General features: G+C 38.2%; 19 protein-coding genes, 15 tRNA genes and 2 rRNA genes (1 of these 36 only partly in view). 30 read left to right on the forward strand and 6 right to left on the reverse strand.

The window, feature by feature from the left end; translation table 11 throughout:
* The 17 genes from BAOM_RS03635 to BAOM_RS03715 form a co-directional block, all read left to right on the forward strand.
* Positions 1-542, forward strand: a 23S ribosomal RNA gene (locus tag BAOM_RS03635); it begins 2,392 nt to the left of the window's first position.
* Positions 543-655: 113 nt separating this feature from the next.
* Positions 656-771, forward strand: a 5S ribosomal RNA gene (gene rrf, locus BAOM_RS03640).
* Positions 772-780: 9 nt separating this feature from the next.
* Positions 781-855 (forward strand) — tRNA-Asn (locus BAOM_RS03645).
* 4 nt (positions 856-859) lie between these two features.
* Positions 860-951, forward strand: a tRNA-Ser gene (locus BAOM_RS03650).
* Between the two features lie 13 nt (positions 952-964).
* Positions 965-1,039: transfer RNA gene (locus tag BAOM_RS03655), tRNA-Glu, on the forward strand.
* A gap of 11 nt (positions 1,040-1,050) precedes the next feature.
* Positions 1,051-1,126 (forward strand) — tRNA-Val (locus tag BAOM_RS03660).
* Between the two features lie 25 nt (positions 1,127-1,151).
* Positions 1,152-1,225: transfer RNA gene (locus BAOM_RS03665), tRNA-Met, on the forward strand.
* 3 nt (positions 1,226-1,228) lie between these two features.
* A tRNA-Asp gene (locus BAOM_RS03670) sits at positions 1,229-1,305 on the forward strand.
* A gap of 16 nt (positions 1,306-1,321) precedes the next feature.
* Positions 1,322-1,397: transfer RNA gene (locus BAOM_RS03675), tRNA-Phe, on the forward strand.
* A 3-nt stretch (positions 1,398-1,400) separates the two neighbouring features.
* Positions 1,401-1,476: transfer RNA gene (locus BAOM_RS03680), tRNA-Thr, on the forward strand.
* A 16-nt stretch (positions 1,477-1,492) separates the two neighbouring features.
* Positions 1,493-1,576 (forward strand) — tRNA-Tyr (locus BAOM_RS03685).
* A 5-nt stretch (positions 1,577-1,581) separates the two neighbouring features.
* Positions 1,582-1,655 (forward strand) — tRNA-Trp (locus BAOM_RS03690).
* Between the two features lie 14 nt (positions 1,656-1,669).
* Positions 1,670-1,745 (forward strand) — tRNA-His (locus BAOM_RS03695).
* A gap of 18 nt (positions 1,746-1,763) precedes the next feature.
* Positions 1,764-1,838: transfer RNA gene (locus BAOM_RS03700), tRNA-Gln, on the forward strand.
* A 5-nt stretch (positions 1,839-1,843) separates the two neighbouring features.
* Positions 1,844-1,918 (forward strand) — tRNA-Gly (locus tag BAOM_RS03705).
* A 7-nt stretch (positions 1,919-1,925) separates the two neighbouring features.
* Positions 1,926-1,999: transfer RNA gene (locus BAOM_RS03710), tRNA-Cys, on the forward strand.
* A 5-nt stretch (positions 2,000-2,004) separates the two neighbouring features.
* A tRNA-Leu gene (locus BAOM_RS03715) sits at positions 2,005-2,086 on the forward strand.
* Between the two features lie 213 nt (positions 2,087-2,299).
* On the opposite strand, the gene BAOM_RS03720 is transcribed toward BAOM_RS03715, so the two are convergent.
* Positions 2,300-2,494: a hypothetical protein gene (locus BAOM_RS03720; protein WP_127759101.1), complete on the reverse strand. Its 195-nt coding sequence runs from the start codon at positions 2,492-2,494 to the stop codon at positions 2,300-2,302.
* Positions 2,495-2,506: 12 nt separating this feature from the next.
* Positions 2,507-3,061, reverse strand: a complete 555-nt coding sequence (locus tag BAOM_RS03725; RefSeq protein ID WP_127759102.1) for a site-specific integrase — start codon at positions 3,059-3,061, stop codon at positions 2,507-2,509.
* A gap of 1,027 nt (positions 3,062-4,088) precedes the next feature.
* Between BAOM_RS03725 and sdaAA the strand changes: the two genes are divergently transcribed.
* Complete coding sequence (gene sdaAA / locus BAOM_RS25310; RefSeq protein ID WP_127759103.1) at positions 4,089-5,651, forward strand: L-serine ammonia-lyase, iron-sulfur-dependent, subunit alpha; 1,563 nt, start codon at positions 4,089-4,091, stop codon at positions 5,649-5,651.
* 246 nt (positions 5,652-5,897) lie between these two features.
* On the opposite strand, the gene BAOM_RS03735 is transcribed toward sdaAA, so the two are convergent.
* Positions 5,898-6,674 (reverse strand): IclR family transcriptional regulator, encoded by a 777-nt coding sequence (locus BAOM_RS03735; RefSeq protein WP_127759104.1) that lies wholly within the window; start codon positions 6,672-6,674, stop codon positions 5,898-5,900.
* A 389-nt stretch (positions 6,675-7,063) separates the two neighbouring features.
* On the opposite strand from BAOM_RS03735, the gene BAOM_RS03740 reads away from it, so the two are divergent.
* From BAOM_RS03740 to BAOM_RS03795, 12 genes are all read left to right on the forward strand, one after another.
* Complete coding sequence (locus tag BAOM_RS03740; RefSeq protein ID WP_164853121.1) at positions 7,064-8,131, forward strand: LLM class flavin-dependent oxidoreductase; 1,068 nt, start codon at positions 7,064-7,066, stop codon at positions 8,129-8,131.
* Between the two features lie 174 nt (positions 8,132-8,305).
* Positions 8,306-8,722, forward strand: coding sequence for a riboflavin kinase (locus BAOM_RS03745; RefSeq protein WP_127759106.1), 417 nt, complete (start codon positions 8,306-8,308; stop codon positions 8,720-8,722).
* A 33-nt stretch (positions 8,723-8,755) separates the two neighbouring features.
* Entirely contained in the window at positions 8,756-9,052 is a 297-nt protein-coding gene (locus BAOM_RS03750) for a hypothetical protein (RefSeq protein ID WP_127759107.1), read from the forward strand.
* Positions 9,053-9,138: 86 nt separating this feature from the next.
* Positions 9,139-10,092 (forward strand): hypothetical protein, encoded by a 954-nt coding sequence (locus tag BAOM_RS03755; RefSeq protein ID WP_127759108.1) that lies wholly within the window; start codon positions 9,139-9,141, stop codon positions 10,090-10,092.
* A complete protein-coding gene (gene fahA, locus BAOM_RS03760) occupies positions 10,089-11,396 on the forward strand; it encodes a fumarylacetoacetase (protein WP_127759109.1) in 1,308 nt (435 codons plus the stop codon). The genes BAOM_RS03755 and fahA overlap by 4 nt, the downstream gene beginning before the upstream one ends.
* Before the next feature lie 33 nt (positions 11,397-11,429).
* Positions 11,430-12,596: a homogentisate 1,2-dioxygenase gene (locus tag BAOM_RS03765; protein WP_127759110.1), complete on the forward strand. Its 1,167-nt coding sequence runs from the start codon at positions 11,430-11,432 to the stop codon at positions 12,594-12,596.
* A gap of 98 nt (positions 12,597-12,694) precedes the next feature.
* A complete protein-coding gene (locus BAOM_RS03770; RefSeq protein ID WP_257467602.1) occupies positions 12,695-13,066 on the forward strand; it encodes a DUF485 domain-containing protein in 372 nt (123 codons plus the stop codon).
* Between the two features lie 3 nt (positions 13,067-13,069).
* Positions 13,070-14,626 carry a solute symporter family protein gene (locus BAOM_RS03775; protein WP_127759111.1) on the forward strand — a complete coding sequence of 519 codons (1,557 nt, stop codon included), beginning with the start codon at positions 13,070-13,072 and terminating at the stop codon, positions 14,624-14,626.
* Between the two features lie 85 nt (positions 14,627-14,711).
* Positions 14,712-15,215 carry a flavin reductase family protein gene (locus BAOM_RS03780; RefSeq protein ID WP_127759112.1) on the forward strand — a complete coding sequence of 168 codons (504 nt, stop codon included), beginning with the start codon at positions 14,712-14,714 and terminating at the stop codon, positions 15,213-15,215.
* 110 nt (positions 15,216-15,325) lie between these two features.
* Complete coding sequence (locus BAOM_RS03785; RefSeq protein ID WP_127759113.1) at positions 15,326-15,787, forward strand: hypothetical protein; 462 nt, start codon at positions 15,326-15,328, stop codon at positions 15,785-15,787.
* Positions 15,788-15,858: 71 nt separating this feature from the next.
* The gene (locus BAOM_RS03790) at positions 15,859-16,401 is read left to right on the forward strand and encodes a histidine phosphatase family protein (protein WP_127759114.1); all 543 of its coding nucleotides are present in this window, start codon (positions 15,859-15,861) and stop codon (positions 16,399-16,401) included.
* A 469-nt stretch (positions 16,402-16,870) separates the two neighbouring features.
* The gene (locus BAOM_RS03795) at positions 16,871-17,602 is read left to right on the forward strand and encodes an alpha/beta fold hydrolase (RefSeq protein ID WP_127759115.1); all 732 of its coding nucleotides are present in this window, start codon (positions 16,871-16,873) and stop codon (positions 17,600-17,602) included.
* A gap of 85 nt (positions 17,603-17,687) precedes the next feature.
* On the opposite strand, the gene phaC is transcribed toward BAOM_RS03795, so the two are convergent.
* The 3 genes from phaC to BAOM_RS03810 all read right to left on the reverse strand — a co-directional run bounded on the left by phaC (position 17,688) and on the right by BAOM_RS03810 (position 20,099).
* Positions 17,688-18,782, reverse strand: a complete 1,095-nt coding sequence (gene phaC / locus BAOM_RS03800; RefSeq protein WP_127759116.1) for a class III poly(R)-hydroxyalkanoic acid synthase subunit PhaC — start codon at positions 18,780-18,782, stop codon at positions 17,688-17,690.
* Between the two features lie 52 nt (positions 18,783-18,834).
* Positions 18,835-19,578 carry a 3-oxoacyl-ACP reductase gene (locus BAOM_RS03805; RefSeq protein WP_127759117.1) on the reverse strand — a complete coding sequence of 248 codons (744 nt, stop codon included), beginning with the start codon at positions 19,576-19,578 and terminating at the stop codon, positions 18,835-18,837.
* Between the two features lie 65 nt (positions 19,579-19,643).
* Positions 19,644-20,099 carry a polyhydroxyalkanoic acid synthase subunit PhaR gene (locus BAOM_RS03810; protein WP_127759118.1) on the reverse strand — a complete coding sequence of 152 codons (456 nt, stop codon included), beginning with the start codon at positions 20,097-20,099 and terminating at the stop codon, positions 19,644-19,646.
* Positions 20,100-20,272: the final 173 nt, after the last annotated feature.

Below are 20,272 nucleotides of genomic sequence, written 5' to 3' on the forward strand. Positions count from 1 at the left end.
ACAAGTCGAGCAGGGACGAAAGTCGGGCTTAGTGATCCGGTGGTTCCGCATGGAAGGGCCATCGCTCAACGGATAAAAGCTACCCCGGGGATAACAGGCTTATCTCCCCCAAGAGTCCACATCGACGGGGAGGTTTGGCACCTCGATGTCGGCTCATCGCATCCTGGGGCTGTAGTCGGTCCCAAGGGTTGGGCTGTTCGCCCATTAAAGCGGTACGCGAGCTGGGTTCAGAACGTCGTGAGACAGTTCGGTCCCTATCCGTCGTGGGCGCAGGAAATTTGAGAGGAGCTGTCCTTAGTACGAGAGGACCGGGATGGACGCACCGCTGGTGTACCAGTTGTCTTGCCAAAGGCATCGCTGGGTAGCTATGTGCGGACGGGATAAGTGCTGAAAGCATCTAAGCATGAAGCCCCCCTCAAGATGAGATTTCCCATAGCGCAAGCTAGTAAGACCCCTGAAAGATGATCAGGTTGATAGGTCAGAGGTGGAAGTGTGGCGACACATGGAGCTGACTGATACTAATCGGTCGAGGACTTAACCTATTGTTTTGATAATACGCAATGCTTTCTTATTATCTAGTTTTGAAAGAATAAAAAAATTCTTGCAAAACTTCTGATAAAGTACTATAATAGAATAGTGACTGAAAGAAGTAATGTTTGGTGACGATAGCGAAGAGGTCACACCCGTTCCCATTCCGAACACGGAAGTTAAGCTCTTCAGCGCCGATGGTAGTTGGGGGTTTCCCCCTGTGAGAGTAGGACGTCGCCAAGCTGATATCGATCCGCAGTAGCTCAGTGGTAGAGCACTCGGCTGTTAACCGAGCGGTCGTAGGTTCGAATCCTACCTGCGGAGCCATATTGGAGAGCTGTCCGAGTGGCCGAAGGAGCACGATTGGAAATCGTGTAGACGGGTAACCCTGTCTCAAGGGTTCAAATCCCTTGCTCTCCGCCATTTTATATAGTATGGCCCCTTGGTCAAGCGGTTAAGACACCGCCCTTTCACGGCGGTAACACGGGTTCGAATCCCGTAGGGGTCACCATTAATCATATTGGAGGATTAGCTCAGCTGGGAGAGCATCTGCCTTACAAGCAGAGGGTCGGCGGTTCGATCCCGTCATCCTCCACCATTTATAAATCTTTCATTTTTAACGTCGCGGGGTGGAGCAGTCCGGTAGCTCGTCGGGCTCATAACCCGAAGGTCGCAGGTTCAAATCCTGTCCCCGCAATATGGTCCGGTAGTTCAGCTGGTTAGAATGCCTGCCTGTCACGCAGGAGGTCGCGGGTTCGAGTCCCGTCCGGACCGCCATTTTTAAAAAGTATTAGGCTCAGTAGCTCAGTCGGTAGAGCAAAGGACTGAAAATCCTTGTGTCGGCGGTTCGATTCCGTCCTGAGCCACCATTTGCCGGTGTAGCTCAACTGGTAGAGCAACTGACTTGTAATCAGTAGGTTGGGGGTTCAAGTCCTCTTGCCGGCACCACGTTTCATTTATATATGGAGGGGTAGCGAAGTGGCTAAACGCGGCGGACTGTAAATCCGCTCCTTCGGGTTCGGCAGTTCGAATCTGCCCCCCTCCACCATCTATAGGGGTATAGTTTAAAGGTAGAACTAAGGTCTCCAAAACCTTCAGTGTGGGTTCGATTCCTACTACCCCTGCCAATTTAATTATTATGGCGATTGTGGCGAAGTGGTTAACGCATCGGATTGTGGTTCCGACATTCGTGGGTTCGATTCCCATCAGTCGCCCCATTTAAAATAAAGCATTAATGGGCTATAGCCAAGCGGTAAGGCAGCGGATTTTGATTCCGTCATGCGAAGGTTCGAATCCTTCTAGCCCAGCCATTTTTGCGGAAGTAGTTCAGTGGTAGAATACAACCTTGCCAAGGTTGGGGTCGCGGGTTCGAATCCCGTCTTCCGCTCCAGAAAGTTGGCGGCATAGCCAAGTGGTAAGGCAGAGGTCTGCAAAACCTTTATCACCGGTTCAAATCCGGTTGCCGCCTCCAACAATGCCGGTGTGGCGGAATTGGCAGACGCGCACGACTCAAAATCGTGTTCCTTCGGGAGTGCCGGTTCGACCCCGGCCACCGGTATCAATAGGTCGAAGAAAAGTTAAGAAAAAAGGATTCTTACAGAAATGTAGGAATCCTTTTTCTTTGTTTGCACACGATTAAATTAATAACATGTAAAAAAGGGGATGAGTAACGATAAGGAAAACGAAATATTAACCTCATTTCGACTTTAGTTATACGGTTTAGTAAGCGCAAAAAAAGAACCTTGCACATAAGGCAAGGTCTCAAGCTCGATTATAACAAGTTGGATAGAAGAGATACTTTTCTATACAAAGCATTTACTTCTTTATTCTGATGTTCTCCTATTTCATTTCCTAGTTGTCCTTCCATATCGGTCATTAAATCAGCTAATTTCAGCGCCTTTTGTCTGTCAGAAATATTACTGTGAATGATATATTCATATCTTGCATTGTATTCAGTTAGTGTCATTTTTCCGTCCTCCTATAGTACAAAGTTGTTTAAGCTGTCTTCTATTTCTTCATCAGTAATTCCAATGTACTTTAAAGTAATTTCAGGGTGTGAATGGTTAAGGATTATTTGTAATTTAGCCACGTCTTTACTCTGTTTATAGAACCAGTACCCGAACGTTTTCCGCATGGTATGAGTACCTACACTTTCAATGTCTACCATATCTGCGGCCTTATTAAGCTGTCTATAGGCTTGTATTTTACTTATAGGTTTATCACCTTTACGTGAAGGGAACAGCCATTCACTATCAACAGTATCAATATAAGCTGCTAATTCATTAAATACATTATTAAGCTGTATTGTTCTAGGCTTCTTTGTCTTGCCTTCCTTAATAATAACCTTCATCTTACCTTTAATATCCTTTACCTTTAACGATAATAGATCAGATACACGTAAACCGGTATTAATGCCTAACAGGAACAATATGTAGTCTCTTTCACTGCAATGTCTTTTCAACGACCATTTCATATCATTTAATTTTTTCAATGATCTAATAGGTTGAACGTCAATTAAATGTTCCTTTGCCATTATGCCTCACCCTTTCATTCATACCAGTAGAATCAACGTTTTGAATGTATACTTTTCTTAGTGATTTAACAATATCACTGGTAATGGAATAAAGTCAATTAAATCAGTGTTTTGAAAGTAAACTTTTATGTATTAGTTTACATTTGTGTGACTAGTTATTAGCCAACTCTTACCTTTTGCTTCTTATCTGGCCAAGGCTTCATAGTGTTGATGATAGTACAAGTTAATATGAATACGTTCTAGGGTGTCAGACTGTTGCCTGATCCAAAGAAAGTAGCAAAGGAGGCCGATGAATAAGGATTAATTAAAAGGTGAGAGGCACGGGTGGTTTATATTCTGTATAGTTGAATATTAAAAAACGAAGAGACACTCCTAACCAAACATTTTGGAGCTATTTCAAAAAGGGAGGGGGGAGTTTTAAAAGAGACAATAAAAGCCCCTTACAATAAGAGGCCGTTTCATAATTTTAAGATTCATCTTTATCATTCGTTAGCTTGTACATTGCAAATCCTAAGTAAACGAATAATGCAACTAATTGGCTGAAGAACAAGATAAGGAGAAACGTTTTAGTTAAGCTATCGTTATAGGTATCTGCTGGATATGGTAAAAGCATACTTGGATAAATAATACCAACAATACAAGCATAGATCAGAGCAGCAAGACCGCCCCAAACCTAACGAGGCTTTCCGATATATAAGAAATTTTGCAGTATTTAAAGTATAAACAGTTGGTAGAAAAAAAGCACTGAAAATGAATGTTTATAGGATTGTTGTTCTTCAACTAAAGGAGCAAGTTAGTTTTACAAGAGGTCATGGTAAACTTCATAAAAGCGAAACGAACTGGAATAGAATCAAGGGATAATCGGAATATTAACGAAAAGGAAATATTGGCATTAATGAAGATACCCTAATAATTGTAGCAAAAGCCATGGCAGCTGTTATAATAGAATGTCTTGGATAAGAGTAAATAAAGCGAGCAGTTCTTTATGCATCTGGCATAGGGACAGTCTTTTTTTAGGAGTGATCACATGTCTTTTACAAGTTTAAAAGAATTAATTGAACTTGCAGATCAAGAGAAAACAACCATTTCAGAATTAATGATCAAAACTGAGGTACATCAGAAAGGGTATCCTAGAGAAGTGATCGTTGAAAAAATGTCGGAACAATTTACGGTAATGGAAGAGGCTGTCCGCAGAGGGACACTGAGTCCCGTTATGTCGCGTACTGGTTTAACAGGAGGGGATGGAAACCGGCTTTATCAGTATGCTAAAGATGGGAATTCCTTTGTCAATCCTGCCACATTAAATGCCGCAGCGAATGCGTTTGCGGTATCAGAAGTAAATGCGGCAATGGGACGGATTGTGGCGACGCCAACAGCTGGTTCAGCAGGAATCCTGCCAGCTGTACTTGTTCACGCTCTTGACAGCGGAAAGTTTACACGTGAGCAGATTGTACAGTCAATATTCACTGCCTCCGCCCTCGGCTTAGTAATTGCAAATAAAGCTTCGATATCAGGTGCTGCTGGCGGGTGCCAGGCTGAAGTCGGATCAGCAACCGCAATGGCAGCTGGTACTTTAGTTGAGCTTGCCGGCGGAACACCGATGCAGGTTGGAAATGCCATCGGAATTGCTTTGAAAAATTCACTGGGGTTGGTTTGTGATCCCGTTGCTGGACTGGTGGAAATTCCTTGTATCATTCGCAACGGTTTACATGCAATTACCGCCCAAGCTGCGGCAGATATGGCTTTAGCTGGGGTAGCCAGCGTCATTCCTGCAGATGAAGTCATCCATGTGATGCATGAAGTAGGACAGCAAATGCCCGAATCGTTGAGAGAAACGGGGATAGGCGGTCTTGCCGGAACTCCCACAGGGCAAAAATTGAAGGAACAAATTCTAAGCAAAAAAACTAGCGGCCTTGGGCCAGCAAAATACCAAAGTGCGTATGAGATTATCGGTCCCGTAATGGTCGGCCCTTCGAGTTCTCATACAGCTGGAGCTGTCCGAATCGGGAACATTGCCCGCCAGCTATTAAACGAAAATCCATTATATGTAAAGTTCTCGCTGACGGGCTCCTTCGCTGAAACCTATCAAGGCCATGGAACAGACCTAGCTCTATTATCAGGTGTTCTTGGGTTATCTACAATGGATGAGGGCATTCCAAATGCCAAAAAAATTGCTGAAGAAAATAGCTTACAATACGAATTCACGAAACGGGTGCTTGGAAGCTATCATCCGAATACAGTTCTTGTAGAATTGACAGGAGCTTCACGTACTGTCAAGGTATTGGCCAGCTCTTTAGGCGGTGGTAAAGTAGAGGTTCAGGAATTTGATGACTATCCATTAAAATTTTCAGGAGAACGGCCAACACTTGTAATTCGCCATACCGACCGAACAGGGTTTATTGCTGAATTATCGAGGATTCTTTATCAAAATGGATTTAATATCGCCCGTATGGCAAATGAACGTTCAAAAATCAATGGTGCTGCAATCACGATTTGTGAAATCGATAATAAAATCGAAGCGACTCTCTCGTCTTTATTAAAAAAGGAGATTCCGATTATTGACGAAATTGTCTTGGTTCAAACTAATTAACTCCCTAGAAAGGTATTAATTAGTTTTCCAGAATAAAAAAATTAAACCTTCACCCAAAGTACGTAAGAACCCAGGTTAGTTGGAGAAGGATTTGTAGTCAGTATAAAGAATTTTAATAATGCAGTGATTTATTTACAGAGATTTAAGTGCGATATATGGAGCAAGAGGGACTGTCGTTTTTGACAGTTCCTCTTGCTCCTTTCATTTTTTCTTTTTGCTTGGACCATACATTCTATAGGATATAAATTAATGAGTTTTGTTTCCTAATTCCACAGAAATGAGCTCTGTAGAGTGGCAGACATCTTTAATGATCTCTGAAATGGAATATTCATGCATCTTACTTTTAGGTCCAACTACTGTTACCGCGGCTATAACTTGATCCCATTTGTTTTTAACAGGTGCTGCAACAGCAGTAACGTCTAAGATTACCTCTTCGTTATCAATAGAGTATCCCTGTTCCCTTATTTGTCGGGACTGTTCTAAAAAAGCAGCAGAATCTGTAATGCTGAAATCGGTATATTTTATTAAGGGTGATGTTTGCAGCATCTTTTCAATTTTTGAATCTTCGAGATACGCCATTAAAACCTTTCCTAGAGCTCCGTAATGAGGATCTCTAAATCTTCCAATTGTAGATGTATATCCTATTCCTTCGATAGTTACTCGTTTATCAATATAAACGAGGTGGTTACTTTCAAGGATAGCTAATAAAACAGAAAAGCCTGTTTTATGATGCAGGGCAGTAAGGTAGGGGGCCGCTGCATGGATGACATTTAAACGCTGAAGAACAATGCCACCATATCCAAACATTTTCATCCCTAGACAGTAAGTAGAATCCTCAGCGTTATAATGAACTAGCCCTAGCGTCTCCATTGTGTAAAGAAGGCGATAGGCAGTTGGCTTTGGGATATTTACTAATTTACATATATTCTCGATTGTTTGATATTGGGTATCGAGAGAAAAGCAGTCTAAGATGCTAATCGCCTTTTCAAGTGAGTGGTTTAATTTAATGTTTACCTCTCTCATAGGTGTTTACCTCCAATTAAATTTTAATAACAATTCACATATTGAATTACTAGTTTGGTGAATAGTATATATATTTCAAATTATAAAGCAAGGTATATTTCATGAAATTTATACCATTATTTATTTTGGGCTCATTTTGTGCAACTCTGTTTGGCAAAATGAGCCCGAAATTGTTTTATTACATACTAGTTTACAGTTGTTTAGATAGGAAAAAACTACTTTTTTTGATTTTTTTAGAAAATTTATTACATTTTTTTGAACATTTTTCATTGATTTCCTTCGATAAGCGATATATAATCAGTTTATAAAGTGAATCACTTAATTCACATAGTGAATTTAGTGCATGGAAACTTTAATTAAAATTAAAAAAGTAAAGGGAGATGTTGAATATGCAATTTGGTCTTTCATTTTTTCCAGATAGTCATCCAGAGGATAAGTCAGGAGAACAATATTTTCGCGAGGCGCTTGATCTTACTGAAGTAGCAGATCAATTAGGATATCATCACGTTCGTATCGTTGAGCATTATGAACATGCTTACGGTGGTTATTCTTCAAACCCAAGTATTTTCTTAGCAGCAGCTTCACAAAGAGCAAAAAATCTTCGTCTTGTAACGGGTTGTGTACTTCCAGCTTTTACTCACCCTGTTAAATTAGCACATGAGTTATCTATGTTAGATGCCATTAGTGGCGGAAGATTAGAAGTTGGATTTGCTCGTGCTTTCTTGCCTCATGAGTTTAATACGTTCGGTGTACCAATGTCAGAAAGTAACACACGTTACCGTGAAAGTTTAGGAGTCATTCGTCGCTTATGGTCAGAAGATAAAGTGACACATAATGGAGAAATCTACAATTTTGAAAATGTATCCGTTGTGCCTCGTCCGACTCAAAAGAAAATTCCTACATGGGTAGCAGCAATCCAAACTGCTGAATCTTTTGAATGGGCTGGCGAAAATGGTCATAATTTGATGGTTGTACCTTATTTAGCGGATTATGATAAATTACGTGAAAATATTCAATTATATAAGAAGGCTTATGAAAAAGCAGGTCATGGAACAGTTCAGAAAGACCAAATTCAAATGGCGCTACATACGTATATTCATGAAGATGAGCAACAGGCGATTGCAGACGCTAAAGGTTATATGGAGCACTATGTAAACGTTTTCCTTGAATCAGCAACGGCATGGGATGCTACTTCTTCTGAACAGTACAAAGGATACGATAAAATAGCTGAAGGTTTACGAGCTATGACATATGAAAAAGTTTTAAATGAAGGTCGTGCAGCTATTGGTAGTCCTGAAACGGTAATAAAACGATTCAAAGAATTATCTGAATTTTTCGATGTTCATCAATTCTCGCTTCAACTGAATTTTGGGAACATGAAGTATGAAGATGCTCTTCGATCCGTTCGTTTATTAGGGGAAAAAGTAATCCCTGCATTTAAAGCGCTAAATGTTTAATCGTGTATTGTGACAATATTCAAGTAATCTATCGCCCTCTTCAGATTTTAAGAGGAGGGCTACTCTTATTAATATCGTGTCAATCCGTATGAAAAAATTCGAGTTGGCCAATAAACTATCTGTAGTAGGCAATGAAAACTATTTAATCTTCCCATTTTTGAGAATGTAGGTGAAATGATGAAAGTGTTAGAGAAAGATAATAAAAAAACGGTTTTTAAAGGTGAAGTCATTCCCGGTCGTCAAATTGGAAGGACAATAGGATTTCCTACAGCAAACTTGCGTGTTAACTCTGAGGAGGAACCTTATTTTCCAAAGGGGGTATACGGGGTCCAAGTTTATTATAAAGGTGTTTCGTATAGAGGGGTTATGAATATTGGAATCAGGCCAACATTTAAGGGAGAAAAGCCAACTGTTTCTTTTGAAGTGTATATCCTTGATTTTAATCAAGATATTTATGGGGAACAATTGACGATAGATATTTTGTTTTTTATTCGGAATGAGCAGGCATTTGACTCGATTGAACAGCTGGTTCAACAGCTGAAAAATGATATTGAAAAAGCAAATGAACAATTTCTTCTTGTGAATTGTTAGCTTTTTACATCACAAGTTTGGAGGAGTGTTGTAATGAGGAAACGTCAATTAGAGGAAATCTTAAATATGCCAGATTTGCTTTTTTCACAGCTTTGTGAAGAAAGATATGAAATTAATAAGGGTGTTTACAATACGATTGATCGTTGGTTTTATAATCAAGGATTAAGTCTAATTGTAGAAAGAAGAGAAATGATTTTATCTTTTATTCAATATATAAGTGTAACTGAAAATCAAGGTAAGAAGGTCAAGTTTGGTTCTGGAGGATTAACGAGAAAACTGGATCAATTTTGGGAAGAACGAATCCAGACATTCAAACATAAAGCCATGTAAATAGAGATGATTAATCTAGAAAAATAAATAGGAATTATCGAGTTAATGATATAAATTTAAAGATTAGATAAGAAAGGAAAGTTGGAATGATGAATACTAGTCTTTCCGTTTTCCAGAATCGTTTGATTGATTACGCAGGGTTATTCCCTCCAGCGAATCTATCATTAGACTCCGCTATTAACAATTATTCGCATTATAAGAATAGCGACGATTCTTGGATGTTGGGACCGTTTATTTTACCAGTATCACAACTAAAGCAGTTAGATTCGTATATTCACTTATTTTCTGAAGAAATTCCCTTAACTCTTTCTATTACTGGAAGAAAGAGCAGCTCTGAAACAGAGTGTAAAATGCAGTTTCAAGAAGATATAAAGCACATTTCTGCTTTTATTGATCAGTATGGAAATAAGGTCAAAGTTGAAATGGTTGAAATTCCTTTGCCACCTGATGTTCCAAGTTTGGATTTATTGGTTGAAATATCCAGTTCAGCATCAGATTTAAACATGAAAGTATTTTGTGAAGTGCCGCTAATTAGAGATTGGAAAAATCATGTATCTGAAACTCTTGATGCAATAACAGCGCACAATTCGTTGAAGGAATCATGGATTGGAGTAAAGCTTCGTACAGGTGGGATTAAAGCCGAGATGTTTCCTAGCCCTGAACAAGTAGCCTTTGTAATGGCTTCATGTAGAGATCGAAATCTAGCAATGAAGTTCACAGCTGGATTACACCATCCTATTCGAATGTATCGTGATGAAGTAAAAACAAAGATGCATGGATTTTTCAATATTTTTATGGCTGGAATGTTGGCCGCCACTCAAAATTTACATGTAAAAAAGATAGAAGAAATTCTCTTGGATGAAAACTCAAGTAGTTTCTCTTTTCATGAGGATCGTTTAGCATGGCAGCATTTAAGTGTGACTTCTCAGGAAATAGAAAAGTTAAGAAAAACATCATTATTATCATTTGGCAGCTGCAGTTTTGATGAACCAAAAGATGAATTAATGGAATTAAAAAATCAACAGGAGGCAATCTTGTGAAGAAATCATTTATCGAAGTAAATCAGGATTCTCATTTTCCGATTCAAAACCTCCCTTATGGTGTATTTAGTACAGAGAATAATAAAACACCTCGAATTGGAGTGGCAATAGGGGAATATGTATTGGATTTATCTGTATTAGAAAAAGAAGGGTTTTTTAACGATATCATTACGGAGGATATCACGGTTTTTAATCGTCCAGCCTTAAATGACTTTATGAGTTTGGGAAGGGATGTTTGGAGCCGTGTAAGAAAAGAAATCCAAATTTTATTGTCAGCAGATGAACCACGCTTAAGAGATAATTATGCTCTTCGTAACCTATCTCTTTATTTACAAAATGAAGTGCAGCTTCATCTTCCTGTAGAAATTGGAGATTATACTGATTTTTATGCGTCTAAAGAGCATGCGACCAATGTAGGAATTATGTTCCGTGGGAAAGAAAACGCTTTAATGCCCAATTGGACTCATTTACCGGTAGGATACCATGGCCGATCTAGTTCAGTCGTTTTAAGTGAAACAACGATACGACGTCCGGTTGGTCAAACAAAACCGAAAAATGCTGATGCTCCGATTTTTGGAGCTTGTAAACAACTTGATTTTGAGCTTGAGATGGGATTTTTAATAGGTACGGGGAATAAATTAGGCGAACCTATTCCAATTGAACAAGCAGAGCAGCATATTTTTGGTGCGGTGTTAGTGAATGATTGGAGTGCTCGTGATATCCAAGCATGGGAGTATCAGCCATTAGGGCCTTTCCTCGCGAAAAACTTTTCAACTTCTATATCTCCATGGGTAGTACCATTAGAGGCATTAGAATCTTTCCGTGTACCTGGTCCTATACAAGAACCTAAGCCATTAGAGTATCTCAGACAGCAAGGGGACAGCTCTTTTGATATTCAACTAGAAGTCTATTTAAAGGGAGAAAAGCAAAGTACGCCAAAGCGAATCAGTTCTAGTAACTATCGTTCACTATATTGGAGTGCAGCTCAAATGGTTGCACATCATACTATTGGAGGGTGTGATCTGAATCCTGGGGACTTACTGGGTACGGGGACGATTAGCGGATCGGAAAAAGAATCCCGTGGAAGTTTATTAGAATTAACATGGCGTGGAACAGAGCCAATTAATCTAGGTGAAGGCGAGCAGAGAGAATGGTTAGAAGATGGAGATGAGCTTACGATTACCGGATGGTGTCAAGGCGAAGGTTATCGGGTAGGGTTTGGTGAAGTGACAGGAGTGGTAGCGCCTGCGCATGACGTACAGGAAATATTGTCAAAACAAGCACTTGTGTATGATGAAAAATAGATTTATCTCAATTTTGCAGGGGGTATAAAGGATATGTCATTTTATCGTCAAATGGGAAAAGTGCCTAACAAAAGGCACATTGTTTTTCGAAAGGAAGACGAAAGCTTATTTAAAGAGCAAGTAATGGGGACAAAAGGGTTTTCAGGGATTCAATCTATTTTATATCACCATAACGCTCCTACTGCATTTTCTAAAACGCATTTAATTGGAGAATGTAAGGTAGAGTATGAGGAGCAAGGTGCGCTTCGTCCGCGTCATTTTTATTCTGACAATGTTAATAAAGAACCAAGTGACGCTGTCATGGGAAGAGAATATGTACTTGGGAATGAGGACTTGTTAATTGGGGTAGTAAACCCTACTGAAAAGATGGATTATTTCTATCGTAATAGCGATGGAGATGAGCTGTTATTCGTCCATCATGGTTCTGGAAAAATTGAAACTACGTTTGGAACTCTTCAATATAAGCCAGGTGATTATATTGTAATTCCTGTGGGAACCGTTTATCGAGTAACACCGGATCAAGGAGAATCTAAGTTCCTTGTGGTGGAAACATCCAGCTGGATCACAACACCTAAGCGTTACCGAAATGAATTTGGTCAATTGCTCGAGCATAGTCCTTTTTGTGAAAGAGATATAAGAGGACCGGAGAGTCTAGCTACTTACACAGAAAAAGGGGAATTCGAAGTTCGAACAAAATCAAGGGGATACTTACATGCCCATTATTTTGAGCATCATCCACTTGATGTTGTTGGCTGGGATGGATATTTATATCCTTGGATTTTCAATGTAAGTGATTTTGAACCAATAACTGGGCGTATTCATCAGCCGCCTCCAGTCCATCAAACGTTTGAAGGTCAAAATTTTGTTATTTGCTCCTTTGTTCCACGTTTATATGATTATCACCCAGAGGCTGTTCCAGCTCCATATTTCCATAGTAACGTAGACAGCGATGAAGTCTTGTATTATGTTGAAGGAAATTTCATGAGCCGAAAGGGAGTAAAAGAAGAATCGATTACGCTTCATCCATCGGGCATTCCGCATGGTCCGCATCCAGGCAAAATTGAAGATAGTATTGGCAAGAAAGAGACATTGGAATTGGCCGTTATGATCGATACATTCCGTCCTTTAAAAGTCGTTAAGAAAGCACAACGATTAGAGGATGAAAACTATCAATATAGCTGGGTTGAGAAAAAGAATTAAAGGGTTTTCTGTATAAGAATATAGAGAAGTGTCAGGCTGCTTCCCTAATATTCAAAATTTTTAAGAATAGATGGGGGCAGCCTAAACTTTAAAGGAATATGAAATTATTTCGACTTGGGGTGCTGTTAAATATGGCTCAATTAGAAGGCAATGCTATCGTTAAAGAAGAAGAACAGTTTATTGATTACAAAAGAATCGCTTCATCTGAGGAATTTAAACAGTTGCTTTCACAAAAGAAAAGGTTTATTGTTTCGTATACCATTTTTTATATGGCTTATTCACTTCTTTTACCACTTCTAGCTTTTTATACAGACATATTAAATCATCCTGTAATAGGAGATATTACGTGGGCTTGGATTTACGGTGTTTCTATGACTGCGATGTCGCTATGGGTGTGTAGGATGTATATAAAGAAAGCGGCTCAATTTGATGAAGCAGCTAAAGAAATTTTGGAAAAGGAAGGACTATAAACGATGAGTTTGAATGTCATTATTCTTTTTGTGTTCATGTCAATAGGGGTGCTTTTCATTACGTATTTCGCTTCTAAAAAAACAAAAACAGCGGGTTCTTTTTATACAGCCGGAGGTGGCTTGACGGCTAGACAAAATGGCCTTGCCTTAGCAGGGGATTTTATGTCTGCATCTACATTTTTAGGGTTAATTGGAGCATTTGCATTAACTGGGTATGATGCATTTTTTTTGATGTACGGTGCGCTCGTTTCTTTCCTAGTAATCTTATTTTTAGTTGCAGAACCGTTACGTAACTTAGGGAAATATACGCTAGGTGATATGATAACGGCTCGCTTTAAGTATAAGCAGGTGCGTGGTGTAACCGCTCTCAATACAATGATTATCTCGATTTTTTATATGCTTGGACAACTTGTGGCCGCGGGTGCTTTGTTTAAATTATTATTAGGTATTCCATATAATACTTCGGTCATCATTGTAGGAATTTTTATGTTAGCCTTTGTTTTGTTCGGAGGTATGACGGCGACAAGCTGGGTACAAATCATTAAAGCTATTCTCTTAATAGCTGGATCCATTATTTTATTTGTCCTTGTCATGTGGAGGTTAGATTTTAATTTTATTGGAATCTTTACTGAAATGAAAACAACTACGCCATTTGGAGCAGAGTTCTTAAATCCAGGTGTAAAATATACGAGTGGTTTGGAGGCCGCTTCCTTAACCCTTGGCCTTATTTTAGGAACAGCAGGTCTCCCTCACGTTTTAGTGCGTTTCCTTACTGTACCTAATGCTCAAGTAGCTAGAAAATCTGTCGTTTGGGTGATGTGGATCTTAGGTATTTTCCACGTTATGGTTATTTTCCTTGGCTTTGGAGCAGCGAAATTAGTTGGATCTGCTAATATTATAGAGGCTAGCCCAGGCGGGAACATGGCCGGCCCTCTGTTAGCTCAGCTAGTTGGGGGAGACTTCTTGTTTGCTTTCATCTCAGCCGTTTCTTTCGCTACTATTCTCGCAGTTGTTTCTGGAATTGTTGTAACAGGAGCAACGGCATTTTCACATGATTTTTATAATGAAATTTTAAAAGATGGAAAAGCGACGGAAAAACAACAAATGTTTATGGTTCGTGTTTCATCCATTGTAATCACGATTATTTCGATTGGTTTATCCTTATACTTACAGGCGTTTAATGTGACATTTTTAGCCGTACTAGCCCTTACACTTGCTGCAAGTTCGAATTTACCGGTTATTTTGTTTACGATTTTTTGGGAGAAATTCAATAAAACAGGGGCTATCGCTGGGATGCTTGTAGGTTTAATCAGTACAATTGGTCTGCTTGCTTTAAGTCCAAATGTTTGGAATCCGGTACCAGGAGCTGCTTTATTTACTGGAGATCCTATTTTCCCACTTGCATCACCAGGCATCGTTTCTATTCCGTTAGGTTTCTTAGCTGCTTATATTGGCACACTAATCGGTGCACGTAGGCAACCGGTTGTAGAGGATAATTTTTCAGAAATTCTTGTTAAGGCGAATACAGGAAATGACGTTAAAGGAATTGCTAATCACTGATTTTCTGTTAAGAAGTGTATGAAATGATAGCAAGTTAACTATGAAATCTAAAAATTAAAAGAATGAAAAAAAGGGGAGATTTATAATGTCAATCGAGCAAAAACAAAACTTATTTAAAGAGGTAATGGGAAATTACCCAACTGGAGTAACTGTGCTGACGACAACGGATAAAGGTGGTAATCCTGTTGGTTTAACTGTAAATTCGTTTGCTTCTGTTTCGCTGGATCCTCTTCTAGTACTCTGGTCAATTGATCATAAAGTTAGTACTATTGATTCTTTTGTAAATGGAGAGAAATTTGCTGTACACATTTTAGCAGGTGATCAACAAGATGTATGTAAAAACTTCGCTAGTAAAAATGTTGATCGTTTCAGTACATGTGAATGGAAGGTTTCAGAACACAATCTTCCAATCATTGAGGGAGTTTTTGCAGTCCTTCAATGTGAAACGTTTCAAACGATTGAAGCTGGAGATCACACTATTCTAATTGGTAAAGTTGTTGATATTCAGATTGAACAAAAGGAACCAATGTTATACCACAGAAGACATTTTGATTCAATTCCACCGGAGTTTTATGTAGTTAATAATTAATCATTTATTTAGGTCAAAAAACAGACTTCACACTAAATTGTGTGGAGTCTGTTTACTTTTTACTGATGTAATTTATTATATAATTGAGAGAAATCGAGGAGGTATGGCAGATGTTATTTCAATCAGAAGAAGAATTAGTTGAAAATATTGAGCAGATGTATGGACCAGTGTATGTCCAGTTAACGATGGGGATTCAAGATAAACGCATTGATCAAGTAAAGGCGAAGGCAGAAATTCGGGTGAAGCCTGTAAAAGCAAAAGCATTTGTTGAGGTGTTAGTAGAGGAACTAGAGTCCGATTATATTTATGCGGAGCAAGGCGAGAGTATCTATTCTAGCTTTGGAATTGATGAGAGAATTGGAATTTATGAGGAAGTATTAACGACTATTCCATATACTGTTCTAATAGAAAACGAGAATTGGAAAAAAGAAATAAACGCTTATGTCACTGAGGAACAATTAAAAGGGGCTCTGGAGAAATTAGTAAATGATTATCAATTTACAGATCCTAGTGGGAAATACCGATTTAGAAAAATATGTAGCATTCAAGAGTTATCTATGGTCAGTGAATAGAAATAGAGAAACCACATCATACGTCTAATCATATAGATAAATTATTCGTTTAGAGAACAGGGGAAAGAGAAATGAAAATTGGTTTAGTACGACATTTTAGAGTCCAAAAGGATTTGCCAAAAGGCAAGATGGCTACACCAGCGGATTTAAAAAAGTGGTTTGATGAATATGATGTGGCAGATATTGAATATATGAAATGTGACTTAGGAAATATTAAATGGAAACAGTGTTATTCAAGTACGCTGCCGCGGGCTGTTAAGACGGCGCAGCACATTTATCAAGGGGAGATTGTACATCTTGATGATCTTTGTGAAATTCCAGCTCCTACTTTTAATGGCAAAATTAAATTGCCTTTTCTTTTCTGGGCAATTGGGGTTCGTTTTTTTGCTTACTTAAAAAAGGATACTCGTTCAGATATTCGAAAAACAAAAGAGAAGATTAAACGAGTGTTTGATGAGATAATAAAGAGTGGCGAGGAGGATGTTTTAATCGTCAGTCATGCAGCCATTATGATTTATATACGGAAGGAATTACTAAATCGAGGATTTAAGGGTCCGAAGTTTAAAGTGGCGAATAATGGACAATTGTATATATTTGAGAAGGAAAACGTGTAGTTTTTGACATAAGGAGAGAATCGATCATCTATATGAAAGTTTGTTCAATGTAACTGCCATCGTCAATATCTGCCTCATATGAAGGAATCGTTTTTTCTTTTAATCGCTATTTTATAACGTCTTTCTACATTAATTTGTAGGGAGACGTTTTTTGTATTTCGATTAGAGTAAGAGAATAGTTATATTTTATTATAAATACGATTATAATTTGGGTGTTTTTTGGATATTCTAAATAACGAGAATATCTTCATCTTTAAGAAATTATGAATTTGAGACATTTTTTATAAATTATTTCTTCGGTTCTACAATAAAATAATAAAAAAGGAAATTAACGGTTTGGTTACGTTGGTAATACAATATAAAAGGTGAGTTGAGTAATGGAAGTTGGAAAGTAAATGTGAAAACGTTTACAGGGCTAGTTCGACCACACTCATTTTTAAAGCCTCATCATTTGAAAGGTGGACTGAAAATGTTAAAGTACAACGATTTAGGTACAGGAACACCAGTTGTATTTATACATGGTTTAGGGAGCAAGAAGGAAGCTTGGATCCCGCAGCATGATTTAGCAGATCAGTATAGATTGGTCATTCCAGATATGAGAGGTCACGGAGAAACGGAAATTAATGAAAGTCTTACCGTTGGGAATTTCGCATTAGATATTATTGATTTATTGGAGTATTTAGAGGTTCCGTCAGCGTTCATATGTGGATTTTCCTTAGGAGGAATTGTCGCACAGGAATTATATAAGCAGCGTCCAGATTTAGTAAAGGGGCTTATCCTTTCAAATACAACATCTTATGTACCATCTATATTAGCTAGCAGTATTATTAATGAATCATCTAAGCTTCTTCGAAAAGGTGAAGAGGATTTAATTGAACATATTGTGACAAGAGGGCTGTATGATGAAGTGTATAAAGAGGAGGCTAAGAAGGCTTTTCATATACGGGACACTTATATTGAAGCAGCCAAAGCTCCAATTGGAGTCAATTACTTCTCAATGCTTCCTAGTATACAAAAACCTGTATTACTAATTGGAAGCACGCATGATAAAGTGACACCGTCTGTAAATATTTATTTAATGAAAGCGTTTTTAAGGAAAGCGCATTCAGCGATTTTAAAAAATGCCGGTCACTTAAGTAATATCGAACAGAAGGAGCTTTTTAATCAATACGTTACGGATTTTTTAAAATCATGTGCGTAATTCAATCAAGTGCTTAAAAAAACAAGAGACAAGTACAATATGACTTTGTCCCTTGTTTTATTTTTATTCAGATGATATTAGCGCTTTATGATGAGCGTTTTTCTAACCAATCTGCAACGGTTGGGTAAGTGATTTTGGAAGCTTTAGGTCCGAATGCTACAGACGCATGTCCAGTAGGAAGGAGCACGTACTTTTTATCCTTACTAGAGATAGCATTCATCAATGCTTCTACTTGATGTGGTTGAGCAATATTATCTTTTTCAGCTGCTAAATTAAGGACATTTGCCGTGATATTTTTTAAATCAACTTTACGACCACGGATGACAAGTTCTCCTTTAATCAGCTTGTTTTGTTGATAGAAGTCTCTAATCCATTGACGGTAAGCTTCACCTGGGAACGGAATACCATCGCCTACCCATTTTTGTATAAGCTTCCAGCTCTTGATAAACTGTTCATTGTCAGCTCGATCTACTAGACTGATATAAGGTCCGTAGAAGTTTGCCATCGGTTTTAACATTTTGTTTCCGAAATCAATCATTTCTGGTGGAACATTTCCTAAAGTTTCGACGACTTTATCGACATCAAAGTATTTCTCATCAAGGAAAGAACCATATAAGCCTGTATCTTCAAAATCAAATGGGCTCGTCATAAACACGATGTTGCGAATTGGCAATTCAGAGTGAAGAGCAGCGAAGATAGATGTCAATGTTCCTCCCATACAGTAACCAAGAATTGAAACTTCCTTTGCGTTGGATGCTCGCAATACTTTTCGAACAGCACGAGGAATATAATCTAGAACATAGTCATCCATTTTCATATTTTTGTCTTCGTAGCCTGGTGTACCCCAATCAAGTAAATAAACATCAAAGCCGCGGTCAACTAAGTATTCAACAAAACTGCTGCCTTTTGTTAAATCTAGAATATATGGCTTATTGATTAATGCATAAACGAGTAGAAGTGGAACAGCATGCTTTCGGGGCTGTTCAGATGTGTAGCGATATAGCTTCGCTTTATTTCTAGTCCAAATCACTTCTTTCGGTGATTGGCCTACTTCTGGTTCAGGTTCTCTTACCAATACGTTCGTTGCTTTCGTGAAGCGTTCATATTGGCCCTTAACCTCCTCAGGTACTAAAGTTAAATTCGAAAATTCTGTCCATTCTTTTAAACTAGTGTTACTCATTGTTCCACACCTTTCGTTGTAGTATGAAGAGCTTTATAGCATGTTCAAAGAATTACATATAAAGTCCACCGTTAATATTTAACTGTTGACCTGTAATATATCCACCGTCTTTACATAAGAAAACAACTCCACGTGCAATTTCTTCCGGTTGTCCAAAACGACGTGCTGGAATTTTAGCTACGATGTTTTCACGAATATTCTCTGGAATTTCTTGAACCATCTCTGTGTCGATAAATCCTGGGCAGATAGAGTTTACTGTTACACTGCTTTTTGCAAGTTCTAAAGCAAGAGATTTTGTATACCCAATAATTCCAGCTTTTGCTGCAGCATAGTTTGTTTGTCCGAAGCCTCCAGCTTGTCCAATAATAGAAGAGATGTTAATGATTCTTCCTGCATCTGATTCTAAAAGATATGGAAGAGCGATAGAAGAAGTATTGTAAACGCTGTTTAAGTTAACATCAATAACAGTTCTCCAATCTTCCTCACTTAGCTTCTTAAATGTGCTATCTCTTGTAATTCCAGCGTTATTGATAAGAATATCTAATCTACCAAAGTGATTAATAGTTTCTTTTATTAAATTCTCTGACTCTTCTGAATTTGAAACATCTGCTTGAACCGCATAAGCTTCTCCGCCAATCTTTTTAATGCTTTCGATGACTTGCTCAGCTAATCCCGCACTGCGATTATAGTTAATAACAACTTTTGCTCCGTTTTTTGCTAATTCCATTGCGATTGCTGCACCAATTCCTCGGCTACCGCCTGTAACGATAGCTACTTTGTTAGTTAACTCTGTCATTTTGTTAGTCTCCTTTTAGTTACTATGTACATAAAAATAGTAAAACATCTTTATAGATTACTTAGTTACCCTTGCTGTATCTTAGTTGTTTCTTTGCTGGCTACTTTATTATTATTAGTAGTAGTTTCTTTTGTTAATAAATTGATAATTTCATTAAGTTTAGTGTCTAGGGTTTTAATTTTATTTTTTACATCTGTCATTTCTCGCTTTAATTCTGCCTGGCTCACTAAATTAGAGGCAGTTTCTTCAACTAAATCTTCTAAATCATCCACTTTTGAATCCACGTTGATGATTAGGGCTGAGATATTTGACAGATCAGTGCGAGTTGGAATATTAACTTGCTCGAAATACTGTTCTGTTGTTTCATTTAGCATCTTCTTATATAGAAGATTCATCTCAAGGACTTGCCCCATTACCTTAGAAGTTGATTCGTCTTTCAGATTTTCATCAATAATGGTACTGCTTTGATTAAAAAGGTCTTTCCACAATTCAAATGGGTTTAAGTTTTTTTGCTGATTCATATGCCCTCTCCCGTCCATGAGTTTTGTTTGAAATATATTACAAATTTATAATACCAACTAAACCAGAATAAGGAAAGGTAATTTTTTTAATATTTACCAAAATTAATTGACAATTGGAACATATAGGTGTAAATTACACATAGAGACTATTTAACATATTGAGTGGGTGATAC

The sequence above is a fragment of the Peribacillus asahii genome (assembly GCF_004006295.1).
Lineage (GTDB): Bacteria > Bacillota > Bacilli > Bacillales > DSM-1321 > Peribacillus > Peribacillus asahii_A.